The organism is Gluconacetobacter liquefaciens, from assembly GCF_003350405.1.
In the GTDB taxonomy this organism is placed as follows: Bacteria; Pseudomonadota; Alphaproteobacteria; order Acetobacterales; family Acetobacteraceae; genus Gluconacetobacter; species Gluconacetobacter liquefaciens.
Genome location: NZ_QQAW01000004.1, coordinates 227736 through 247639, shown reverse-complemented (window position 1 = coordinate 247639; position 19904 = coordinate 227736). Strand labels below are relative to the sequence as shown.

The 19904-nt window shown below is 64.4% G+C and carries 17 protein-coding genes and 1 tRNA gene; 8 read left to right on the top strand and 10 right to left on the bottom strand.

Features of this window, described 5'->3' with window-relative positions:
- Positions 1–2: 2 nt before the first annotated feature.
- Positions 3–638, top strand: coding sequence for a LysE family translocator (locus C7453_RS09450; RefSeq protein ID WP_114727287.1), 636 nt, complete (start codon positions 3–5; stop codon positions 636–638).
- Positions 639–718: 80 nt separating this feature from the next.
- Here C7453_RS09450 and C7453_RS09445 read toward each other — a convergent pair.
- Positions 719–794: transfer RNA gene (locus tag C7453_RS09445), tRNA-Asn, on the bottom strand.
- A gap of 185 nt (positions 795–979) precedes the next feature.
- Here C7453_RS09445 and C7453_RS09440 point away from each other — a divergent pair.
- Complete coding sequence (locus C7453_RS09440) at positions 980–2056, top strand: ABC transporter substrate-binding protein (RefSeq protein ID WP_114727286.1); 1077 nt, start codon at positions 980–982, stop codon at positions 2054–2056.
- A gap of 18 nt (positions 2057–2074) precedes the next feature.
- Here the strand turns inward: C7453_RS09440 and attM are convergent, their stop codons facing one another.
- The 3 genes from attM to C7453_RS09425 all read right to left on the bottom strand — a co-directional run bounded on the left by attM (position 2075) and on the right by C7453_RS09425 (position 5620).
- Positions 2075–2866 (bottom strand): AttM family quorum-quenching N-acyl homoserine lactonase, encoded by a 792-nt coding sequence (gene attM, locus C7453_RS09435; protein ID WP_170143177.1) that lies wholly within the window; start codon positions 2864–2866, stop codon positions 2075–2077.
- 68 nt (positions 2867–2934) lie between these two features.
- The gene (locus tag C7453_RS09430) at positions 2935–4095 is read right to left on the bottom strand and encodes an iron-containing alcohol dehydrogenase (RefSeq protein ID WP_114727285.1); all 1161 of its coding nucleotides are present in this window, start codon (positions 4093–4095) and stop codon (positions 2935–2937) included.
- Positions 4096–4153: 58 nt separating this feature from the next.
- Positions 4154–5620 carry an NAD-dependent succinate-semialdehyde dehydrogenase gene (locus tag C7453_RS09425; protein WP_114727284.1) on the bottom strand — a complete coding sequence of 489 codons (1467 nt, stop codon included), beginning with the start codon at positions 5618–5620 and terminating at the stop codon, positions 4154–4156.
- Between the two features lie 93 nt (positions 5621–5713).
- Here C7453_RS09425 and C7453_RS09420 point away from each other — a divergent pair, with 93 nt between their 5' ends.
- A complete protein-coding gene (locus C7453_RS09420; RefSeq protein ID WP_211311039.1) occupies positions 5714–6496 on the top strand; it encodes an IclR family transcriptional regulator in 783 nt (260 codons plus the stop codon).
- Positions 6497–6511: 15 nt separating this feature from the next.
- Here the strand turns inward: C7453_RS09420 and C7453_RS09415 are convergent, their stop codons facing one another.
- Positions 6512–7261, bottom strand: a complete 750-nt coding sequence (locus C7453_RS09415; protein ID WP_114727283.1) for a TetR/AcrR family transcriptional regulator — start codon at positions 7259–7261, stop codon at positions 6512–6514.
- A gap of 185 nt (positions 7262–7446) precedes the next feature.
- Here C7453_RS09415 and C7453_RS09410 point away from each other — a divergent pair, with 185 nt between their 5' ends.
- A complete protein-coding gene (locus tag C7453_RS09410) occupies positions 7447–8178 on the top strand; it encodes a DUF2459 domain-containing protein (RefSeq protein ID WP_245948946.1) in 732 nt (243 codons plus the stop codon).
- A gap of 6 nt (positions 8179–8184) precedes the next feature.
- Here C7453_RS09410 and C7453_RS09405 read toward each other — a convergent pair whose 3' ends face one another.
- Both C7453_RS09405 and C7453_RS09400 read right to left on the bottom strand, forming a co-directional pair.
- Positions 8185–8379 (bottom strand): hypothetical protein, encoded by a 195-nt coding sequence (locus C7453_RS09405; RefSeq protein WP_114727282.1) that lies wholly within the window; start codon positions 8377–8379, stop codon positions 8185–8187.
- Positions 8380–8495: 116 nt separating this feature from the next.
- Positions 8496–9092 (bottom strand): glutathione S-transferase family protein, encoded by a 597-nt coding sequence (locus tag C7453_RS09400; protein WP_114727281.1) that lies wholly within the window; start codon positions 9090–9092, stop codon positions 8496–8498.
- Positions 9093–9198: 106 nt separating this feature from the next.
- Between C7453_RS09400 and C7453_RS19850 the strand changes: the two genes are divergently transcribed.
- Positions 9199–10296, top strand: coding sequence for a TetR/AcrR family transcriptional regulator (locus C7453_RS19850; protein WP_114727280.1), 1098 nt, complete (start codon positions 9199–9201; stop codon positions 10294–10296).
- Between the two features lie 66 nt (positions 10297–10362).
- On the opposite strand, the gene C7453_RS09390 is transcribed toward C7453_RS19850, so the two are convergent.
- Genes C7453_RS09390 through C7453_RS09380 form a run of 3 tightly spaced genes read right to left on the bottom strand, consistent with a single transcriptional unit; the run spans position 10363 to position 16622 of the window.
- Positions 10363–12231: a beta-galactosidase gene (locus C7453_RS09390; protein WP_114727279.1), complete on the bottom strand. Its 1869-nt coding sequence runs from the start codon at positions 12229–12231 to the stop codon at positions 10363–10365.
- On the bottom strand, positions 12231–14237 hold the full coding sequence (locus C7453_RS09385) for an alpha-galactosidase (protein WP_114727278.1): 2007 nt from the start codon (positions 14235–14237) through the stop codon (positions 12231–12233). The genes C7453_RS09390 and C7453_RS09385 overlap by 1 nt, the downstream gene beginning before the upstream one ends.
- A 3-nt stretch (positions 14238–14240) precedes the next feature.
- Positions 14241–16622 (bottom strand): TonB-dependent receptor, encoded by a 2382-nt coding sequence (locus C7453_RS09380; protein ID WP_170143176.1) that lies wholly within the window; start codon positions 16620–16622, stop codon positions 14241–14243.
- A gap of 364 nt (positions 16623–16986) precedes the next feature.
- Here C7453_RS09380 and C7453_RS09375 point away from each other — a divergent pair, with 364 nt between their 5' ends.
- From C7453_RS09375 to C7453_RS09365, 3 genes are all read left to right on the top strand, one after another.
- On the top strand, positions 16987–17778 hold the full coding sequence (locus C7453_RS09375) for a DeoR/GlpR family DNA-binding transcription regulator (RefSeq protein WP_114727276.1): 792 nt from the start codon (positions 16987–16989) through the stop codon (positions 17776–17778).
- 116 nt (positions 17779–17894) lie between these two features.
- Complete coding sequence (locus tag C7453_RS09370; RefSeq protein WP_245948945.1) at positions 17895–18875, top strand: BadF/BadG/BcrA/BcrD ATPase family protein; 981 nt, start codon at positions 17895–17897, stop codon at positions 18873–18875.
- Positions 18876–18936: 61 nt separating this feature from the next.
- Positions 18937–19890, top strand: coding sequence for an SIS domain-containing protein (locus tag C7453_RS09365; protein ID WP_114727275.1), 954 nt, complete (start codon positions 18937–18939; stop codon positions 19888–19890).
- Positions 19891–19904 lie beyond the last annotated feature (14 nt).

Below are 19904 nucleotides of genomic sequence, written 5' to 3'. Positions count from 1 at the left end.
GAATGATCTTGCCCGTAACGCATCTTGCCGCATTCGCTCTGGTCGCGCTGGGGATGGCGCTGACCCCCGGACCGAACATGATCTATCTGATTTCGCGTTCGATCTGTCAGGGGCCGCGTGCGGGACTGGTCTCGCTGGGTGGGGTCGCGCTGGGGTTCGTCTTTTACATGGTCTGTGCCGCGTTCGGGATCACGGCGCTGGTGATGGCGGTGCCGTATGCCTACGATGCGCTACGGCTGGGTGGCGCGGCCTACCTGCTCTTTCTGGCGTGGCAGGCGATCCGGCCCGGTGGGCGCTCGCCGTTTCAGGTGCGGGCGCTGGCGGCGGATGGCAATCGGCGGCTGTTCCTCATGGGGTTCATGACCAATCTGCTGAATCCCAAGATCGCCGTCATGTATCTGTCGCTGCTGCCGCAATTTACCGTGCCCGGTTCGTCGATGCTGGCGCAGATCCTGATGCTGGGGGCCATGCAGATCGGCATCAGTGTACTGGTCAATGCCGCCATTGCACTGTCTGCGGGTAGAATGGCGATGTTTCTTGAAACCAGGCCGGGTTTTGCCAAGGCCCAGCGGTGGGTGATGGCCACTGTGCTGGGTGGGTTGGCGGCGCGGATGCTGACCGAGCATCGGGGCGCATAGATCGCGGGGCGTATAGACCTCTGGCTCCGGCGGGGCATTCTCCGCCGAGTGAGCGGTGCATCGTTTTATGATGAAGAGGGTGGCTCCCGAAGTAGGACTCGAACCTACGACCCAGCGATTAACAGTCGCTTGCTCTACCAACTGAGCTATTCGGGATCAGCGCCGGGGCACCGTATAGCGGAGGTTCGGGACGGAGGTAAACCCCCCTGATGCGTTTTTTTTGACGGCTAGGAGAGGAGGCCCCAACCATGCGAAGAAGCCTCGTGCGCGATGGCCTACATTGCGCCGGACATGGGCTGAAGGAGGCCTGAGACGAGAATGGATCAGAGGGCCGGTCATCCATGCGTGGCCTGACGCGGCGGCGCCTGCTGCTTGGTGCGGGCGGTGTGACAGCAGGGGCGGCGGGTGTAGGCGCCGTGGTGGTGCATTATCGGCGCCCCCGGCCGGTGGTGATGCACAAGCTCGTGCCGGATGGCCGGGAGCGGCGGCTGGTCCTGTCCTGGCCGTCGTCGAATCGTCTGTTGTTTCATGTCGCGCAGGCGCGGTTTTTCGGCACGTACAATCTGGACGTGACGCTTGTGGATGGGGCGCGAACCGGTCGGGCGACCATCGCCGATGTGGTGGAAGGACGGGCCGTCGGCGCGGCGGCGCCGATTCTGACCTGGCTGGACCGTTACCGGCTTGGCCCGATTCCGGTGCATCTCGTCACCGGCCTGCAATCGGGGGGCTTTCGCCTGCTGGTGCGGCGTGGGGTCAAGGGCTCGCGGCTGGAGAATGTCGCCGGAATGCGAATCGCGGTGACGGACCAGGATATGGCCGACCGGCTGTTCTTCTCGGTCATGATGCGGCGCAAGGGCATCAATCCGGACGATGCGGTGCATTGGGTGACGCTGGCACCGACACAAATTGAAGAGGCTGCACGGGCAGGCGAGATCGACGCCGTGGCGGCGCATGATCCGCAGGCGTGGGAATGGCTTCACGCGCCCGATCCGCTGTTCTTTGAACTGGAGAACAGCACGACCGGGCATTACAGCCAGCGGACCAATCTGGCCCTCGGCCTCTCCGACGCCCTGTTGCGGTCCGACCCGGTGGGGGCTGCGTCGCTGGTGATGGCGCTACGGGCCACCTCGGACTGGATCCGCCAGCATCCCGACGAGGCTGCCGGGCTGATGGCCGAGGCGACGGATGGCATGGATGCTGCCCAGATCCTGGCCATGCTGCGGCATGAGAGCCTGGGTGTCAGCCCCGTGGGGCATGACCTGCGGGTGCAGGTGTCGCAATATGTGGATGAAATGAAGCTGCTGGATCGCGTGCCCGATGCGGTCGGTTCGGCAGCTTATGCGCGGCGGCTGTGCGTCAATGTGCTGGAGGCCGATGAATCCGGTGCACTGGTGATTCCGGATGCCGGGCCGGCCTGATACCGGCCCGGCATTCGTTCAGTCGTAGAATGCGGGCGCCTGCGGGAAGCTGGCCCAGGCCTCGGGGTCGTGGCCGGTGACGATCCGGGCGCCGGTGCGTTCGGCCAGGACGCGCAGTTTCTGCACCGAGCGCACGCTGTCGATCGTCGAAGTGAGGAAGCCGGGCAGGGAGCGTTCCTCCCAGTGATCCAGTGTGTAGGCGGCGTCGATCGTCAGCAGGGTGGCGCCGGTTCCGGGGAGGCGGACCAGGAACGACATGTGGCCCGGTGCGTGGCCGGGTGTGAAGAGTGTGGTCAGCACGCCGTCGCCATACAGATCGTAATGGTCGTCCGCGATACCGTTCAGGAACTGCCATTTCAGACCGGGACGGTCGAAATCGCGCCGGATGTAGCCGCCCGCCGCGAACCAGTCGGGCGTGTAGGCATATTCGTATTCCGCCCGCTGGACGATATGGGTGGCGTTCGGGAAACGGCCGATCGCGCCGGTATGGTCCAGATGCAGGTGCGATTGCAGGACGTAGCGCACGTCCTCGGGCCGGATGCCCAGGCGGGCGAGTTGGGCCACGCAGCCGTCTTCCTCGGTCATCACGGGCCAGTAGACATCGCAGATGCGGCCCCAGTGGCCGCGTGGGTCGGTTGCGACCTCGACGGCGTTGCCGCCGTCGATGATCGTGTGGCCCTTGGGGTGCGTGATCAGGAAGAAGGGAACCGGGATTTCATAATCCGCGCCGTTTCCTTCGTTCATCTTGATGTTGTGCAGTTTGCATTTCAGAGACCCGCTCTGGAACATGTACAGCCGGATATCGGTCATGGTGGTGCGTCTTCGTGGCTTGGGCCGTTTGCCGGCCTCGTGGTTTCGACTGGATTTCGCGGAGCGGTTCAGAAGGCTTCGCGATAGAGGGCCAGGGCGTCCTCTTCGGTGATTTCGACCGGGTTGTTGACCAGGAGCCGGGTCTGTTTCATGGCGTCGCGGGCCAGCATGGCGAGGCTGTTGTCGGTCACCTTGACGTCGCGCAGCCGGCGGGGGGCGCCGCTTTCGTCCATCAGCGTCATCATATGCGTGACGAAGGCGGCCGCGCGGGCGTGGATGTCGCCTGTGCCTGGTGCGCCGACGACTTCGGCCAGTTCGGCATAGAGCGGGGCGGCGATGCGGGCGTTGTAGCGCAGCACCGGCCCCAGCATCAGGGCGTTGGTCAGGCCGTGGGGCAGGTGGTAATGGCCGCCCAGCGGGTAGGCTAGCGCATGGACGGCGGCGACCGGCGCGTTCGCGAAGGCCTGGCCGGCGAACAGGGCGCCCAGCAGCATGTTCTCGCGTGCCGCGTGGTTGTGGCCGTCGCGGCACGCGGGCAGCAGGTTGGCCGACAGCAGGCGCAGCGCCTCGCGCGCCAGCATGTCCGAGATCGGGTTTTTCCGGAATTTCGACGTATAAGCCTCGATCGCGTGGACCATGGCGTCGATGCCCGTTGCGGCCGTGTGGATCTGCGGCAGGCCGACCGTCAGCGCGGCATCGAGCAGGACGAAATCGCCGTAGAGTTGGGGGGAGACGACGCCCATCTTGGTCGTCTCGCCCGTGGTGATGATCGAGATGTTGGTGACTTCCGACCCCGTGCCGGCCGTGGTCGGGATCAGCGCCAGCGGCAGGCGTGTGCCGGTGACGTTGCCGACGCCGTACATCGAGGCCAGATCCTGCGCCGACCCCGCCGTGACGGCGATGAGCTTGGCGATGTCGAGCGATGAGCCGCCGCCCAGCCCGATGACGATATCCACGCCGCGTGCCCGCGCGGCGGCCGTGCAGTCCAGAACCACGCTTTCCGGCGGATCGGCGACGACGTCATCGAAGAGCGTGACCTGAAAGCCGGCCTGTTCCAGCGAGGTCCGCACCGGGTCAATCAGTCCGGCGCGGACCAACCCGGCATCGGTGACCAGCAGGGCCGACCGGGCTGCGAACTGCCCGGCCAGTGTCTCGCCCAGGCGGCCTGCGCCGCCCCATTCCACATGGATATGGGGGACCGTGGTGAAGCCGAAGGGAGTGAAGGTCATATCGTTATTCTCTTTTGATCTTGTTTTTTGAACGATTCTGGCCCGATGCCGGGCTGCTTCAGCCGATGGCGGAGCAGAGATATTTGATTTCCAGATATTCCTCGATGCCGTGGCGCGAGCCCTCGCGGCCGAGGCCGGACTGCTTGATGCCGCCGAAGGGCGCGACCTCGTTGGAGATCAGGCCGGTATTGTGGCCGACCATGCCGTATTCCAGGGCTTCGGCGACGCGCCAGACCCTGCGGACGTTCTCGGTATAGAAATAGGCCGCCAGACCGAATTCGGTGTCGTTGGCCATGGCGATCACCTCTTCCTCGGTCTCGAAGCGGAAGAGGGGGGCGACGGGGCCGAAGGTTTCCTCGCGGGCGACCTTCATCTTCTGGGTGACGCCGGTCAGGATCGTCGGTTCGTAGAAATTGCCGCCGAGCGGGGGTTGCTTGCCGCCCGTCACCAATGTCGCGCCCTGGGCCAGTGCGTCGGCGACGTGGGATTCGACCTTTCGGACCGCGGCGTCGTCGATCAGCGGGCCGACGGTGACGCCGGGTTCGGTGCCCAGGCCGAGTTTCATCTTCCGCACCGCCTCGGCCAGGCGGGCGGCGAAGGCGTCATAGATGCCGGACTGGATATAGAGCCGGTTGGCGCAGACGCAGGTCTGGCCGGCATTGCGGTATTTCGAGGCCAGGGCGCCTTCGATCGCCGCGTCGAGGTCCGCGTCGTCGAAGACGATGAAGGGGGCGTTGCCGCCCAGTTCCAGGCTGAGTTTCTTGAGCGTGGGGGCGGACTGGGCCATCAGGATGCGCCCGACCTCTGTGGAGCCGGTGAAGGACAGCTTGCGCACCACGTCCGATCCGGTCAGCACGCCGCCGATGGCGCGAGCATCGCCGGTGATGACCTGCAGGACGCCGGCCGGTACGCCTGCCCGTTCGGCCAGCACGGCCAGGGCCAAGGCGGTCAGCGGCGTCTGTTCTGCTGGCTTGACGATCATGGTGCAGCCGGCGGCGAGTGCCGGCGCCGCCTTGCGGGTGATCATGGCGGCGGGGAAGTTCCACGGCGTGATCGCGGCGCAGACGCCGACCGGCTGCTTGATGACCAGCAGCCGCTTGTCGGCGGTGGGGGCGGGGATCGTCTCGCCGTAGGTGCGCTTGGCTTCCTCGGCGAACCATTCGAGGAACGAGGCGGCATAGAGGACCTCGCCCTTCGCCTCGGCCAGGGGTTTGCCCTGTTCGGCGGTCATCAGCGCCGCCAGGTCGTCGGCGTTTGCGATCACCAGGTCGAACCAGCGACGCATGATGGCGCCCCGATCCTTCGCGGTGCGGGCCGACCAGGCGGGCAGGGCGCGGGCGGCCGACGCGATGGCCGTTTCGGCCTCGGCCGCGCCCAGATCGGGCACCTGGCCGACGATTTGCCCGGTGGCCGGGTCGGTCACGGGCGTGGTGCGTTCTGGAGCGTCACGTCCGGGGGCGGCGATCCATTTTCCGTCGATCAGGCAGTCCGACCGCAGAAGGGTCGGGTCTTTCAGCGTTACCATTGCCGTCTCCCTATCGTTCAATATATTGAACGGATGGTCATCATGATGAACTGTGGGAGCATCGCGCTTCCTCGGTCAAGACGGGAGAGGGCGGTGCAGGCTCACGATCAGATCAGGTCCGCCGGGGCGCATGTGCCCGCGCTGCGCCGGGCGGTGGCGATTCTCGACCATATTTCGGCGTCTTCCGACGCGCCGACGCTCTCTCGACTGGCGCGCGCGCTGGGGTTGCCCAAGAGCACCGCGCATGGGTTGGTGCAGGCGATGGAGGAATTGGGGCTGCTGGTGCGCGCGGCTGACGGCAGCCTGCGGACGGGGCCGCATCCCATGCGTTGGGCGGGCGATTTCCTGGCCCGGACCGATCTGGTCTCGGTCTTCCGGCATGCCATAGCTGAATCGCGGCGATTCGAACGGTTCACCGTGACGATGACGGTGCTGGATGGGAGTGAGGTGGTTTATATCGCCTGTTCGGATGCCAGTCGCCCGCTGGATGTGACGTTTCGGATCGGCATGCGTCTGCCCGCCCCTTTTACTGCGACGGGCAAGGCGCTGCTGGCGGCCCGGCCGGAGGGGGACCTGGACGGATTGTTCGCGCAGGGATTTCCGGCGCCGCTGACGCGCTACAGCGTTGCCTCGCTGGGCGCTCTGCGGCGGGAACTGGTCGAGACGCGGGAGCGGGGCTTTTCGATCGACGATGGGCAGATCCGCGAGGGGCTGTTCTGCCTTGGGGCGACGGTTGGCGACCATACCGGCCACGCCGTGGCGGCGCTGGCGCTGTCGCTTACGCGCAGCGAGGCGACGCCGGAGGTGATCGCGACAGTGGGGCGCAGCCTGGTCGAGGCTGCCGCCGACCTGTCGCGCCGGCTGGGCGGCGGCTGACCGGCGTTGCCGGTCTTATGCCGCCGCGCGGCGTTTGCGGGCCGGGGGGTCCTTTGGGGCGGCCTTCGTGCTGCTTTTCGTCGTGCCCTTGGTACGCTGCGTGGTCGGGGCGTCGTGGCGGAAGATCGCGAGGATCTGCATCGCGATCTCGGCACGGGACATGCGGCCTTCGTGGTACCAGGTATCCGCCGTGTTGAGCAGGCGCAGCAGCAGGATGCGATAGATCTGGCGGTCCATCTCCGGCGGCAGGGGCAGGGCGTCGACGATGTCGCGGAAGATGGTTTCGAACTCGTCGCGCTTCTTGACGAGGATGGCTTTCACCTCCTCGGGCACCGAGCGGAAATTGTTCATGATCGGCAGGGTGAGGGATTCGGCATTGAGCTGGATTTCCAGCATCTCGCTGCACGCGGCCTCCAGCCTGGCCCATGGCGCGGTGTGTGGGGCCATGGCGGCGCGCACCCGCCTTGCCGCAGCGTCCAGCGCCCGGTCGTGGATTTCGATGAACAGGGCCTCTTTCGAGCGGATATGGTAGTATAGCGATCCGCCCATCATGCCGGCCCGTTCGGCGATCTCGCGGATCGATGTGGCCTTGTAACCATATTCGGCGAACAGCTTGGCGGCGATTTCCAGGATTTCCTGCCGGCGTTCCGGGTTCGGGACGGCATCGGCCGTCGCGGGGGCCTGTGTGCGGCCGCGCCGGGCCGGACGGGTCGGGGGATCGTCATGCGTCCTGTTCGAACCGGTGGTTTTCTGCCTCGCGCTCACGCCGACCTGTGCTCCTGATACCTGCTTTCTGGTAATTCTTAGTGCATGGCCGGTTCATGTTCCATGGTCTGATGTGCGGTCTGGCTGAAAGGGCGTGGTTCGCGCGTCCGCATCCGGCGGGTCCGCATGCTATCATGCGCGATGAGGCATGCGTCTTTTCGGTCCGGGCAGGAACGTGGAATGGCATGAAGGGTCGATATTCGGGGCATGGAAAGGCGGTCTGTCCGGATGTGCTGTCGATGCGCATGACGCGCGGATGCGCCGTTGCACGGCGTCTGCCGGTTCTGGCTGTCTTGGGATGGCTGCTGGCCGGCTGTGCCGGAACCGGTCGGCCCCCCGACTGCCGGGCCGTGGGCGGGAATGCGGTCTATCTGGTCGATCGGGGGTGGCATACCGAAATCGGCGTGCCGGTGGCCGCACTCTCTGGCCCGCTGGCGGTTTATCGCGATATCTTTCCCGGTGCGCGGACCGTTCTGTTCGGTTACGGCAAGAAGACGTTCTTCACCGCGCCGGCGTCCAGCGTGGAGGAATATCTGATCGGGCCGTTTCCCGGCCCGGCGGTGGTGCAGGTCTTTGCCATGACCACCACGCCCGATCGGGCCTATGGCCCGGATGCCGTGGTGGTGCTGCCGATGAGCCGGGAGGAGACCGATCGTCTGTCGGAATTTATCGGGGGGGATCTGGAGCGAGGGCAGGACGGTCGGCCACGGCTGATCGCGGTCGGCCATCGGCCGGAGAGCCTGTTTTATGCGACGCGCAGCCGCTATACGCTGTTCCATACCTGTAACGGATGGGTGGCGCAGGCGCTGGGCCGGGCGGGCTTGCCGGTTTCGGACGATGGAGTGGTGTTCGCGGGCCAGGTCATGGCGCGCGGCGCGCGTGCCGCCGCCATGATGTGCCGTCCGGAGGGGCCGTGAGCGGTGTTACGGACAGGGCGGATGGTTGCCGTCGGGGCAGACGACGTCGGTGCCCCGCGGGACGACGATGACGTTCTTGCCGTGGGGCGGATGGTCGTCGCCCTCGCCACTGGCGGAGCTGCATGCTGCCAGCGGAAGAAGGACCAGGCACAGGGCGGTGGAGAGGCGGAACGGGTGGCGTGGCAACGGAACGTCGGTCATGGAAAGCGCCTTGCGGGAGAAATGAGAGAGGCAGCTATTCAATCGCGCGGTTTTCGTTCCGGTTGCCGGTTGACTGTAATTTTTCCCCTGATGTTCGTCGGTTAGGCGCTCCGGTCTCAGCCCAGCCCCGGCATGCCGATGAAATTCGGCAAGGCCCGTACCCGGCTGAACCATCGCCGCAGGGCTGGATAGGGCGTGAGGTCGATGCCCCCTTCGGGAGCAAGCGCCAGATAGGGAAACAGGGCGCAATCGGCGATCGTGGGGCGGTCGAGCGCGAACCAGTCCTGCGCATGCAGATGGGATTCGAGGATTGGCAGGAGTCGGTTGGTCCAACGCAGGGCGTCCGCCATGTCCAGCAGATAGCCGAATTTCCGGATCAGCCGGGCGGCGTTCGGGCCGTTGCGGATTTCGCCGGCGGCGACGGACAGCCATTCGGCGACCGTTGCCTGAGCCGCCGGTTCCTGGGGCCACCAGCTTCGATCCCTGCTTTTTCCTGCGAGGTAGATGAGGATCGCCTGCGAATCCCTTAGCACGAGGCTGCCATCTTCCAGGACCGGGACTTCGTCGAACGGGTTGAGGGCGTGGAAGGCGGCTGAGTGATGGGTGCCGGCGGCGAGATCGACGGGCACGAGATCCAGCGTCGTGCCGCTGAGCGCGGCGAAGAGGCGGACCTTGTAGCAATTCCCCGAAACGTCGAGATCGTAGAGACGCATGGGTGCGTACCCTCCTTTTCCTGCGGATGGCCTGCTTGCTCTGCTACGGCATTCCGTCTATCGATAACGAACGATCGTTCGTGCGTGTTCGTGAGTCAAGGATCGAATGAAAGAGCCTGTTGCCCTTCGCCGGATCGTTGTCGAAGCCCGCGAGCTGTTTCGCGAACATGGTTATGAAGGCGCATCCATGCGCGATCTGGCCGCGCGTGTGGGGTTGCGGCCACAAAGCCTCTATACGCGCTTTCCCGCCAAGCAGGCGCTGGTGCCTGACGTGCTGGCGCTGACTCTGGAGGAGACACTGGCGGACCTGCCCGATCCCTCGGTGGACTGGCGGGCCGCGTGGCACCTGCTGGTCGTGCGGATTGCGGATACGCTGGAGCAAAGGGGGCGCTGCGTTGGTCTGCATCTTGCCTATGGCATGACGGCGGCGACGCCAGAGGGCCAGGTGGCGGTCAGGGCGTTTTTTGATGCATTGCGGGGGCATATGGCCGGCATCCTGCGCGCTGGAGGCCGCGAGACGCCTGATGATGATGCGGCTGACGCGCTGGCCCAGCTTGAAGGGGCCACGCTGTGGATCGCGACCCATGGCGATAGGCGTGTGCTGCGCCGGGCCAGGGAACGCCTTTTGGCGCTGGCGGGGCCGGAGAAGGAAAAGGGCGTGCCTGGCGTGCGGCGGCGCACCGTCCTGGTGGCCGGATCTCTCGCTTTGCTCGGTGTGTCGTTGGCGGCGACCGGCGCCTTGGCCGCCGGAGCGTCGCATGGCGTGCCCATCGAGGCCGCGCGGCTGGTTGGTTCCTGGCAATGTTCCGGGCATTTTCATTCCGGGCGGGTTCATCGCTCGACTTATACCGGCAGCGTGATCCTGGATGGGGCGTGGTTGCAACTGGCTGAGACGGACATCGAACCCGCCTCTGGCTATACCGCACTGTATCTGTTGGGTTTCGACGCCCAGCGGCGGCGCGATATCATGTTCGATGCCAATAATGCCGGTGCGGCGGTCTATGCCAGTCCCGAAGGCTGGTATGCCGGGGTGCTGGTCCTGTCGTCGGATGACGCGGGTGAGGGGGCGCCCTATCGCTTCAACCGCTTTATTTATCGGCTTCTTGAACCATCGGGCTTTTCCGTGACCTGGCAGGTCAAAAAAACTCCGGATGCCGAATGGGTTACGGGCGACGAACTGGCGTGCCGCAGCAGAGCGGGATAGGTTGGCGCGGCTTCACCACAGGCGTTCCGGCTGTCGGCCTGGCATTGTTTTGCGGTGATGCGTCGATCAGGCGGGCTCGGCTCCGACCAGGAAACGCATGCCGGCGATCGGAGCCGGCGCGGTGACGTGATGGTCGAGCACCAGTATGTCGTTTCTCGTCGGATACAGGAATTCCGCCGGACAGAAGAGGCGCCGCTGCGGGCCGATCGACCAGAAGCGCCCCAGCGCGTGGCCATTGACCCAGACATAGCCCTTTTTCCATTCCGACAGGTCGAGATAGGTGCTGCCGGTGCCGGGCATGTTGAAGGTCGCGCGGTACAGACCTGTGGGAAGGTCGGGTGCCGGTAGGTGACGGGTGGCCCGCGCGCGTTGGGTGGCATCGAGGGGCAGGCCGAAGATCATCCAGTCCCTGAGTGGCATACCGCCCAGTGTAACTGGGCCATCCAGGCCCTTGCGGTCGCCCATGGCGGGGCCGAAGCCGATGTGGCCGAAACTGTCTACCAGGATGTCCAGGTGTCTGGGGTGCGGTGCGGGTGTGATGACGGGAAGGGTCTTCGTTGGAAAGAGACGTGACAGCGTGCCGATATCCGTGCCGTCGAGGATCAGGCGCGCATCGTCATGAACCGGCGGCAGATGGAGTGGGCCGCCGCGCCCGGTCGGGATGACACAGCGATAGAGCGCCATGCCGGAAGACTGGCGCAGGCCGCGTTCCATCGATACGGGATCTGGAGCATGGACCGGATCGCCCAGGGCGTCCCAGAGCGAACCGGCGGCGTGCGCCATGACCGGGGCGAAGCCCAGGACCGGTGGGTCTGGGGGAACGGAAGGGGCGGGGCGGCCGGTGGCGCGGGCGATCATGGCGCGCAGGGCGTGATATTTCGGCGTGGCGCGTCCGGCCTCGTCGATCGGTGCGTCGTAATCGTAGCTGGTGACCACGGGCTGGAATTCGCTGCCGTCACGATGGGCGTTCGCACCTGCACCAAAGCCGAAATTCGTCCCGCCATGCACGACATAGAGATTAAATGATGCTTTCTGATCCAGGATTTTTTGGAAATCCGGGATGAAATCGACTGTCGCCATGCCCCTCTCACCCCAATGGGTCAGCCAGCCGGGATAGGCCTCGCTGATCCAGAGCGGAGCCTTTGATGTGAGGTCGCGGGCCTTGTCGAGTTCATAATCGCCGTCCAGCCCGATTGCGCACGCGGGCAGGACGGTGCGTTTTTCGCGCAGTTGGACCAGTCCGTCGGCAGTGGTGCAGGCGCCGGTTATGCCGTACCGGTTCCAGGTTTCGCGGGTCCAGGCCATATAGGCGGGATCGCCGCCAAAGGACGCATATTCGTTTTCGATCTGCGTCATCAGGACCGGGCCGCCGCGATCGGCCATGAAGGGGCGCACGGCCCGTGCGATGGTGGCGATATAGCGCTCGGCGGCGGCAAGGAAGGCTGGGTCCATGCTGCGGACGCGGATATCGCCCTCGTACAGCAGCCATGTGGGCAGGCCGCCGAAATCCCACTCGCCACAGACATAGGGGCCTGGGCGCAGGGAAACCCATAGCCCGGCCTGCTGGCACAAGGCCAGAAAGGTGCGGAAATCGCGCCGGTCGGTGGTCAGGTCGAACTGTCCGGGTGCGGGTTCCAGACTGTTCCACATCAGGTAGATGGCGATGGTGTTCAGGCCCATCGCCTTCGCCATCGCAATCCGTGCCGGCCATTCGCTGCGCGGGATGCGGATGGGGTGCATTTCGCCCGACCGGATCTGGAACGGGGCGCCGTCCAGGCGGAAACCGTCGCGATGGAGGGTGAAGGCGTGGGGACGGCCATCCGGTAAAGGGTCGGACGCCGCCTCACGGTCGGCGGCCAGGAGCCGGCCGCCGACCGTGAACAGGCCAATGGCCATGGAGCCGGAGAGGACGGCGCGGCGGCCCGCGTGCCGCATCAGGGTGTCAGTTCCAGCGTCATGACCTCGAACGGTGCCAACTGGATGACGACGGGCGTGGCGGCGTCCAGGGTCTGGGGCGCGGGGGACTTCGCCCACAATGGATGCACGCTGTAGCGTGTCGGCGCGTCCTCGGGAAGTTCCAGCGCCTTGGCCGGCTCGATCAGGATGCGGCGCGGAACCTGATCGGGATTGCGCAGGGTCAGGAAAGCCTTTTTCGGTGTCCAGGCCGCCCAGCCATAGGGTTCGAGGCGGCCGGGGTCGCCGCCGACCCAGTGGCTGTCCTTCAGGACCTCGGCATTGGCCCGTGCCCATTTCGCCGTGTCGGCGATGACGTCCCAATCGGCGGGCTTGAGCAGGTCCGGCGTGACGTAGAGTTCCTGCTCATCCGTGCCGGTGGCGAAGAAACTGTGCACCTCGTCGGGGAAATCATGGCCGGGATCGGTGTTCAGGCGCTGGTTCTTCTGTGCGTAGATGATGCCGTGCAACATCAACGCATTCAGGGGGAAGAGCGGGGCCTTGACGACGATGTTGTGGTAGGTATCGGAATCCCTGTATGTGATCCAGCGCTGGCGCCTGGTGCCCACGCCGCGCAGCATGTCGTCCTCACCGCCGCGCCAGATGGAATCGGCGGTGCGTAGCCAGAAGGGTGACGGAAAGGTACCCGTCGTCAAATTGATGAAGGTGTTGGGGCGGGCGGCGTAGATGTCGGCGATCAGGTGGATGGCTGCGTCGAAGTCGCTGTTGAATACGCTGCCGGGCGCGACCTGGTCGGCATTGCCGGTGCCGTCGAACTTGAACTGGTTGATGCAGTCCTGCTTGAGCATACGCATGACGGCGTCGTGGAAGACAGTGTAATATTTCGGCCCAGAAAGGTCGAACCCGTCCCCGCGGATTTCCAGGCCGGCCTTGCGCCCGTTGGCCAGGCGTATCTGCTGTGGCGTGCTGTAGCCGCCCCAGGGGGAAAGCCAGACGCCAGGAGCAGCGCCATAGGACGAGGCCAGTGTGCAGAGCGGCTTGAAGCCGGAAGGGAAATCCCGGCTGAAGCGCCAGAAGCCGCTCCGGTCGTCCCATCCGTCGTCGAAGAGGTAGGAATCGAGGACCACGCCCCGCTTGCGGACCAGTTCTTCGCCGATGGCGCGGATACGGTTCTCGGCGTCCTTCTGTGTGTAGGGTGTGAAATAGCCGATATCGTACCAGGAATTATAGTTGAGGAACGGGCGGTAGGGGTGGCTGCGCTCGCGTTCGACGTAGATCTGGAAATCGCGGCGTAACTGCCCGTGCCGGACGATGCCTGCGACGGCGGAGACGACCAGCGTGTGGTCGGGCTGGATCGGCAGCGCCTGTGCAAGTGTCAGGCGCGAGCGGCCGTTGAATACCAGGCTGTTGGCCAGCGGATTTTCGATGCCGAAATAGCTGTCATCGACGATTGCGGGCGAACCCTGTACGTCGCCGACGACCTCGCCTGCCTCCACATTGGCTTCGAACAGCGCCACGTCCTTGAGCGCAAGGGGCGTGGCCTTTGGGGTCAGCGCCACGATTTCGCGCAGATAGGGAGAGCCGTCGCGCTGCTCGACCCGCCAGGCGATTGTGAAACGGCCTTTCGAATCGGCGAATCGTGCGGTGACGGCGCGGCCGGACAGACGGTCGGCTGCGCGTGCGCTGGTCGCATCCGGCGTGATCGTCTCGACGCGCGGGGATTGGGTGACCGTCAGATCGGCGCTGGATATCCTCTTGCCGTCAGCGAGGGTCAGCGTGAACAATCCGCGCAGCGTGATCGTTCTGTCATGGACGAGGTCGGAAAACCGGGGATCGACGAGCCTGTCGCCCTGGCTGGTCCACGACAGTCGCACCGCCTGATTGCCGAAGCCCTGGCGTGCGGCGGTCAGATCGCCGACGGGATTGCCTGGGGCCAGGACCAGGGTGTCGGCAGCCTGCGCCGGGGCGACCGCGGTCAGGGCGCTTGACGTCAGGATGGCACAGACGACCAGTTTTCTCATGTTCATGAATCAGAAGCCCGTTGTGACCGAGAAGACGATGCCGAAGCCGCCGCCCACGATATAGGTGGGAGCCCTGCCGGCGATCGTCGAACCGAAGACGCCCGTCGTGGTCTTGGCATTGTAACCGCCATTGCCGGCCGAAAGATATTTGTTGTCGGTTATGTTCATGACATTGACCTGGACCTGCGGGGACTTGGCGATCCACAGCTTCTTGAAGCGATAGCCCGCCGTCACGTTGCCGGTGGCGTAGGCGGGCATCGTCTGGTCGTCCATGTAGGTCGCGTATTGCGAGCCGACATAGCTCATATACCCGTTGGCGAAGAAATTGCCGTTATCGTAGGACAGCCCGACATTGACTGTGGTTTTCGGGCTGTAGGGGGCAATTTTGCCAGCGCTGCGAATATAGTCGACCCCGCGGGGCAGATTGTTGTCCGTGGTGACGTGCAGATACTGGAACGACACGTAGGGGCTGAAGCCGTGCCACGGCCGCAGGCCGGCCGCGAACTGGAAGCCGCGCGAGGTCTGGCCGCCGGCATTGATGTAATTCGACACCAGCCGGCCGCCGATATAAGTGGAAATCGCACTCTGCTTGTTGGTCATGTTGTAGTTGAAGAACGAGGCCGTGACGTTGACCAGGCCGGTGTGACGGTAGCCGATTTCCTCGGAAATCGAGTATTCTGCCTTGAGGTTTGTTGAATGGGCCTGGTCTACGATCGGTGCCGAACCGTCCCAGTATGTGCCGTAGACGAGGATGCCGGACGGTTCCATGAAGGCGGTCGCGCCGTCCAGGTAGATCTGGTCGTGCGGGGTGATCTGGAAGGACGCGGAGACCTGCGGCAGGGGCTGAGCGTCGTTGCGGCCGTAATTATACTGGTCGCCAGGGATGTCGTTCGTCGAATGATAGGACATCATGACGTATTTGAAGCCGGCATTCAGGGTCAGCCTGTCGTTCAGTGCCTTGTAGGTGTCTGAAATGAACAGAGAGTTGAGCTGCTGGATCAGGTGGATGTTGAACATCATCAGGGGCACGCCGTCCTGCCCGCGGATAGGGTATTTCCCCCAGTAATTTTCGCCTTCGCCATTGGGGCCGATCTGCGACAGGGGGGCGATTTCGTGCTGGTCGTAATAATTGTACCAGTAACCGGCCTTCAGTTCGTTATGGCCGAGCTTCCAGCTGAGCGTGTTGTTGAAACCCGCCGTGTGCTGGTTCCAGTTGTCGATGGCCAGTACTGATGCGTATCCGTCCTCGGCATTGGGGAGGTTGAGGTTTCCTGTGGGCTGGGTGCCGTTATAGCCGTATTCTGCCTGAGTCTGCCCGTTATTGCCGGCGCCGTGGATATGCACGTAATAGGGCGCGGACTCGAAGGTGAGGCCGTGGCCGAGATTGAAAGAAACCGGCGCGCCGATGATGACGGAGTGCTGCTGGGTCGCGTTGAGCTTGTAATAATTGTAATCGCCCGTTGTGTAGGTCGGGTCGTAATAGGCGGCGGAGCGGCCGTACTGCTTCCATTGCTGCTTCGTGATACTCATCAGATACGGTTCGCTGCTCTGATTGTAGGTCAGGAAGACGCGGGCACTGTTTCCGTCCCCCCATTCCTTGAGCGCCATCGCATCGACATGCGAACGGCGGCTGCGGCCCGGTCCGAGCCACATCGCATGGGTGCCGTAGGAGTAGGACGCGAATGTCTTGATTCCCGAATGGCCGATCTCGCCGCTGTCGAGGCGGATGAATTCGCGCGCGGCCTGATGGTTGCCGTAGCTGAGGTCGATCTTGCCGCCGAAATGTTCGGCGGGATCGGCCAGTGATTCCTTAATCGATCCTGCCAGAGCGTTGTAGACCGGCATCGCGATGTCCGCCACGCCCTGCTGGACCGTGAGGTGGCTGATATTCTCGGTGTCGGCGGCCTGCGACGTATAGGGGACGTAATGCGTCGGGTCGGCGGTGGGAATGCCGTTGAGCGTATAGCCGACCGAGGTCTGCCCCATGCCGCGCATATAGAAGCTGCTCTGGTCCGACTGGCCGAACGCGTCGGCACTGGAGAGCGTGACGCCGGGGACATACTGGATCAGCGAGAGTGGATTGCTGGTGGGCGACTGCTTGGCGATGAAGTCGCGTGTGACGGTCTGCTGTGCCTGCGGGGCGGTTTCAGGGGCCAGCAGGCCTCCGCCTGGTGTCGTGTTCGTCACGCCGGTCGCGTTGGAGACCGCGCCGACCACCTGGATATCCTCCCCCTTCGCGGAAGGCTTCGGGGTCGCCGCCGGCATGGTGCGGCTGGATGCCGGGCGCGGATGATCATGGCGGCGCGCCATGTTGTCGCCGGCCGGCTCGGCGGTCGCCGCGAGCGCGGTCGAACAGGAGAGAAGAAAGGCAAGCTGTGACAGCAGGCCCACGGATCGGCGGGATATTCGACAATATGATGATTGATCGTGATCGTGCTGGCTCATGGGATTGCTTCGCATTGCAAGGTTATGACGCAGTTTAGCCATGGGCCGTCAGGAAATTGCAATACAAAAACGATCATAAACGATCATAAAAAATTATACCAAAAAAATTATGTTAATACAGATAGATAGAATGAAAGTGTGCGGTTTTGTTGGAATTTTGTGGTGTTTTCTGGCGAAATAATTTCCGTATTGATCATCGAATCGGCGAGAGGTGGATCGTTCCGATCTCTCTGTGATCGTTTTTGATGGGCGAATTGAGAATGGGGGGGAATGGTGCCAGAATATCCGGCCCGTTCTGTCGGAGGTTCCCATGCAGCCCGATCGCCTGACGCAGATCCGTCACTATCTCTACCTCCATGGCACCACGGGGGTGAACGAACTGGCGCGTGTCGTGGATACCTCGGTGGTGACGGTGCGGCGCGACCTCCAACGCCTGGAAGAACTGGGCCACGTGCGCCGGACACATGGCGGAGCGGAAATCGTCAATTCGGGTGGTCTTGAAATCGGCTTCGAGGCGCGCGAGAGCCATTGCCTGGTGGTCAAGCGTGCCATCGCCGAGGCGGCTTATGCGTCTCTGCGGCCTCATTCCTCGATCTTTCTCGACTCGGGGACGACGGTCCTGCAACTGGCGCGGCGCCTGCGGCTGGGGCCGATTCCGTTGACCGTGTTTACCAACAGCATCGCCATCGTGCAGGCGCTGCTCGATACGTCGGAGCTTCAGCTCTGTCTGCTGGCTGGTCGCGTGCGCAATGAAAACCGCAGCATCGTCGGGCCCATGGCCGAACGCTCCATCGAGGGGCTGTGGTTCGATCAGCTCTTTCTCGGTGCGAGCGCCGTGCAGCCCGATGGTGGAATTGCGACTCCCGATTGTGAGGAAGCCAGCCTGAATGCCGCGATGGTCCGGCGCGCGGGCGAGAGATTGCTGTTGATCGACAGCAGCAAGTTCGGTCGCCATGCGACGTTTCGCGTCGCGGGGCTGGAGGATCTGGGGCACCTGATTACGGATGACGGGATTCCCGCGGAATGGCTTGCTCGCCTCGAACAGGCGGGGGTTGCCTGCACGCGGGTGCGGGGCATGGGGAGTGAGGCCGCAGAAGCGTGATGGATCGGCTGATGATCGTAACGATCATAAACGATCATATAAATGACTTGACATGAGAGCTTTCTGATCGGAAGCATCGGGTCATCGCATGACACCTGTTGGTCGGGGGAAAGAACGTGCCGCATGCTTCCGGCGAGCCCTGCCTGTTGGCGATGGATGGTGGCGGATCGAAAACGCTGCTTGTGCTGATTAATCGGGATGCCGTGGTGCGGGATGTGCGCCGGGCTGGCGGCACCAATCCGTTTGACCGGCCGGACTGGCGGATGGAAATGGCCGGATTGCTTGCAGACCTGCCGGGCGGCATCGTCGCCGCCGGTTTCGGTATGGCGGGTTATGGTGGCAGCCCGACGGTCAGCGCCTGTCAGGATGATCTGCTGGTGGAATGGGGGCGGTGTCCGTACATCGTGTGCAACGATGTCGATATCGCCTGCGCCGGCGCCTTTGGCGGGGGAGCGGGTATCCTGCTGCTGGCTGGGACCGGGTCCATGGTCTGGGCGACGGACCAGACCGGGCAAGCTCTGCGGGTCGGAGGATGGGGGCATCTGTTCGGCGATGAGGGGAGTGCCTTCTGGATCGGGCGCGAGGCGCTGGGGACTTTGACGCGGGGGCTGGACGGGCGGGAGCCCGAGGCGACGTCCTTCGTCACGCCATTCTGCCGGTTCATGGGCTTTCCCGACGATCCGGGCGCAATCGAAGGTGCTCTGCTGGACTGGTATGGCGGATTGTCTCATGCGCGTTCGGCGGTGGCGGCCCTGAGCCGGGGTGTGGATGAACTGGCGGCGGCTGGTAACCGGTCTGCTCAGCGGATCGTGGAAGGGGCCGCGGCCCATCTGGCCCGCCATGTCGACGCGGCGCGCCGGAGGCTGCGACAGCCCGACCTGCCCTGGTGCGACGCCGGCGGAGCTTTTCGGAATGCGTCGCTTCGTCGTGCGGTCGTCGATCTGTGCGGCGTACCAGTGGCCCCCCTGTTGCCGCCCGTCGGCGGCGCGGCGCTGCTGGCGGCCCGGCGGGCGGGGTGGGACCCCGATGCGGCCTGGATCGCGCGGTTGAGGAAGGGGCTGACCGATGCCGGCCTGTTCGTTCCGGCGTTGTCCTGACAGGCCCCGACGCTGAATACCCATGCGAATATCCATACGGAAATAGAGACAAGGATTGATCATGAACGCAACGGAACGCGGTATTCGCGAGCAATTCCCTCTATGGGACAAGCTGGTCATGGACGGGGTGCGGCCGCGTGCCGGCCTGGTCCATGTGGTGGTGGGGTGTGGTACGTCGGTCCATATCGCGGATTCGATCGCTGCGACGCTGAACATGCGCGGTGTACTGGCGCGAGCCGTGCCGGGGAACGAATGGACACGGCGACGGGACAATTACGTTCCTGCCACCATCGCGCCGCATGTCGTCGCCCTGTCGCGGAGTGGTGAATCGACCGAGACGGTGGCTGCTGCCGAGGTCAGCCGGGCAGCCGGCCTGGGGGTGACCGCCTTCTGCTGCGCGCCGGGCAGCGCGTTGTGCCATCACGCCGATGACGTCGTGCTCGCCGATACCCATCCTGAGGAAGGGATCGTGATGACGGCCTCGGCGAGCCTGATGCTGCTGATGGGTTTGCGCTATGCCGGGGTCGCGGTCGGGCCGGAGACCACGAGGGCGGCTGAAGCCCTGCTGCGTGCGGCCGATCCGCTTTTGCCTGGGCTGATAGCGGGACGATCGCATTTCGTCTTCCTGGGCGCGGGCGCGCTGTATGGCGTGGCGCGCGAGGGTGCACTGAAATTGCAGGAAATGAGTCTGAGCCAGACGGAGGCGCATCATCCGCTGGAATATCGCCATGGCCCGATCAGCCTGATCGACGACCGGTCCTGCGTGGTCATGCTGTATCATCCGGACACGATCGGGGAGGAAGCGCAGCTCGCGCGGGAACTGATGGCAAAGGGCGCGCGCGTGCTGGGGCTGGGCGGACCGGGCAATATCGAACTGTCCGTCGATGCTCCGGCCGAGGTGCGGCCGCTGCTCTGCCTGCCTGTTCTGCAACTGCTGGGCGAATATGTGGCCCGTCAGCACGGGTTGGACACCCTGGCGCCCCGGCACCTGACCAAGGTCGTAACGGTCGCCTGAGAGCCAGGCCGGAC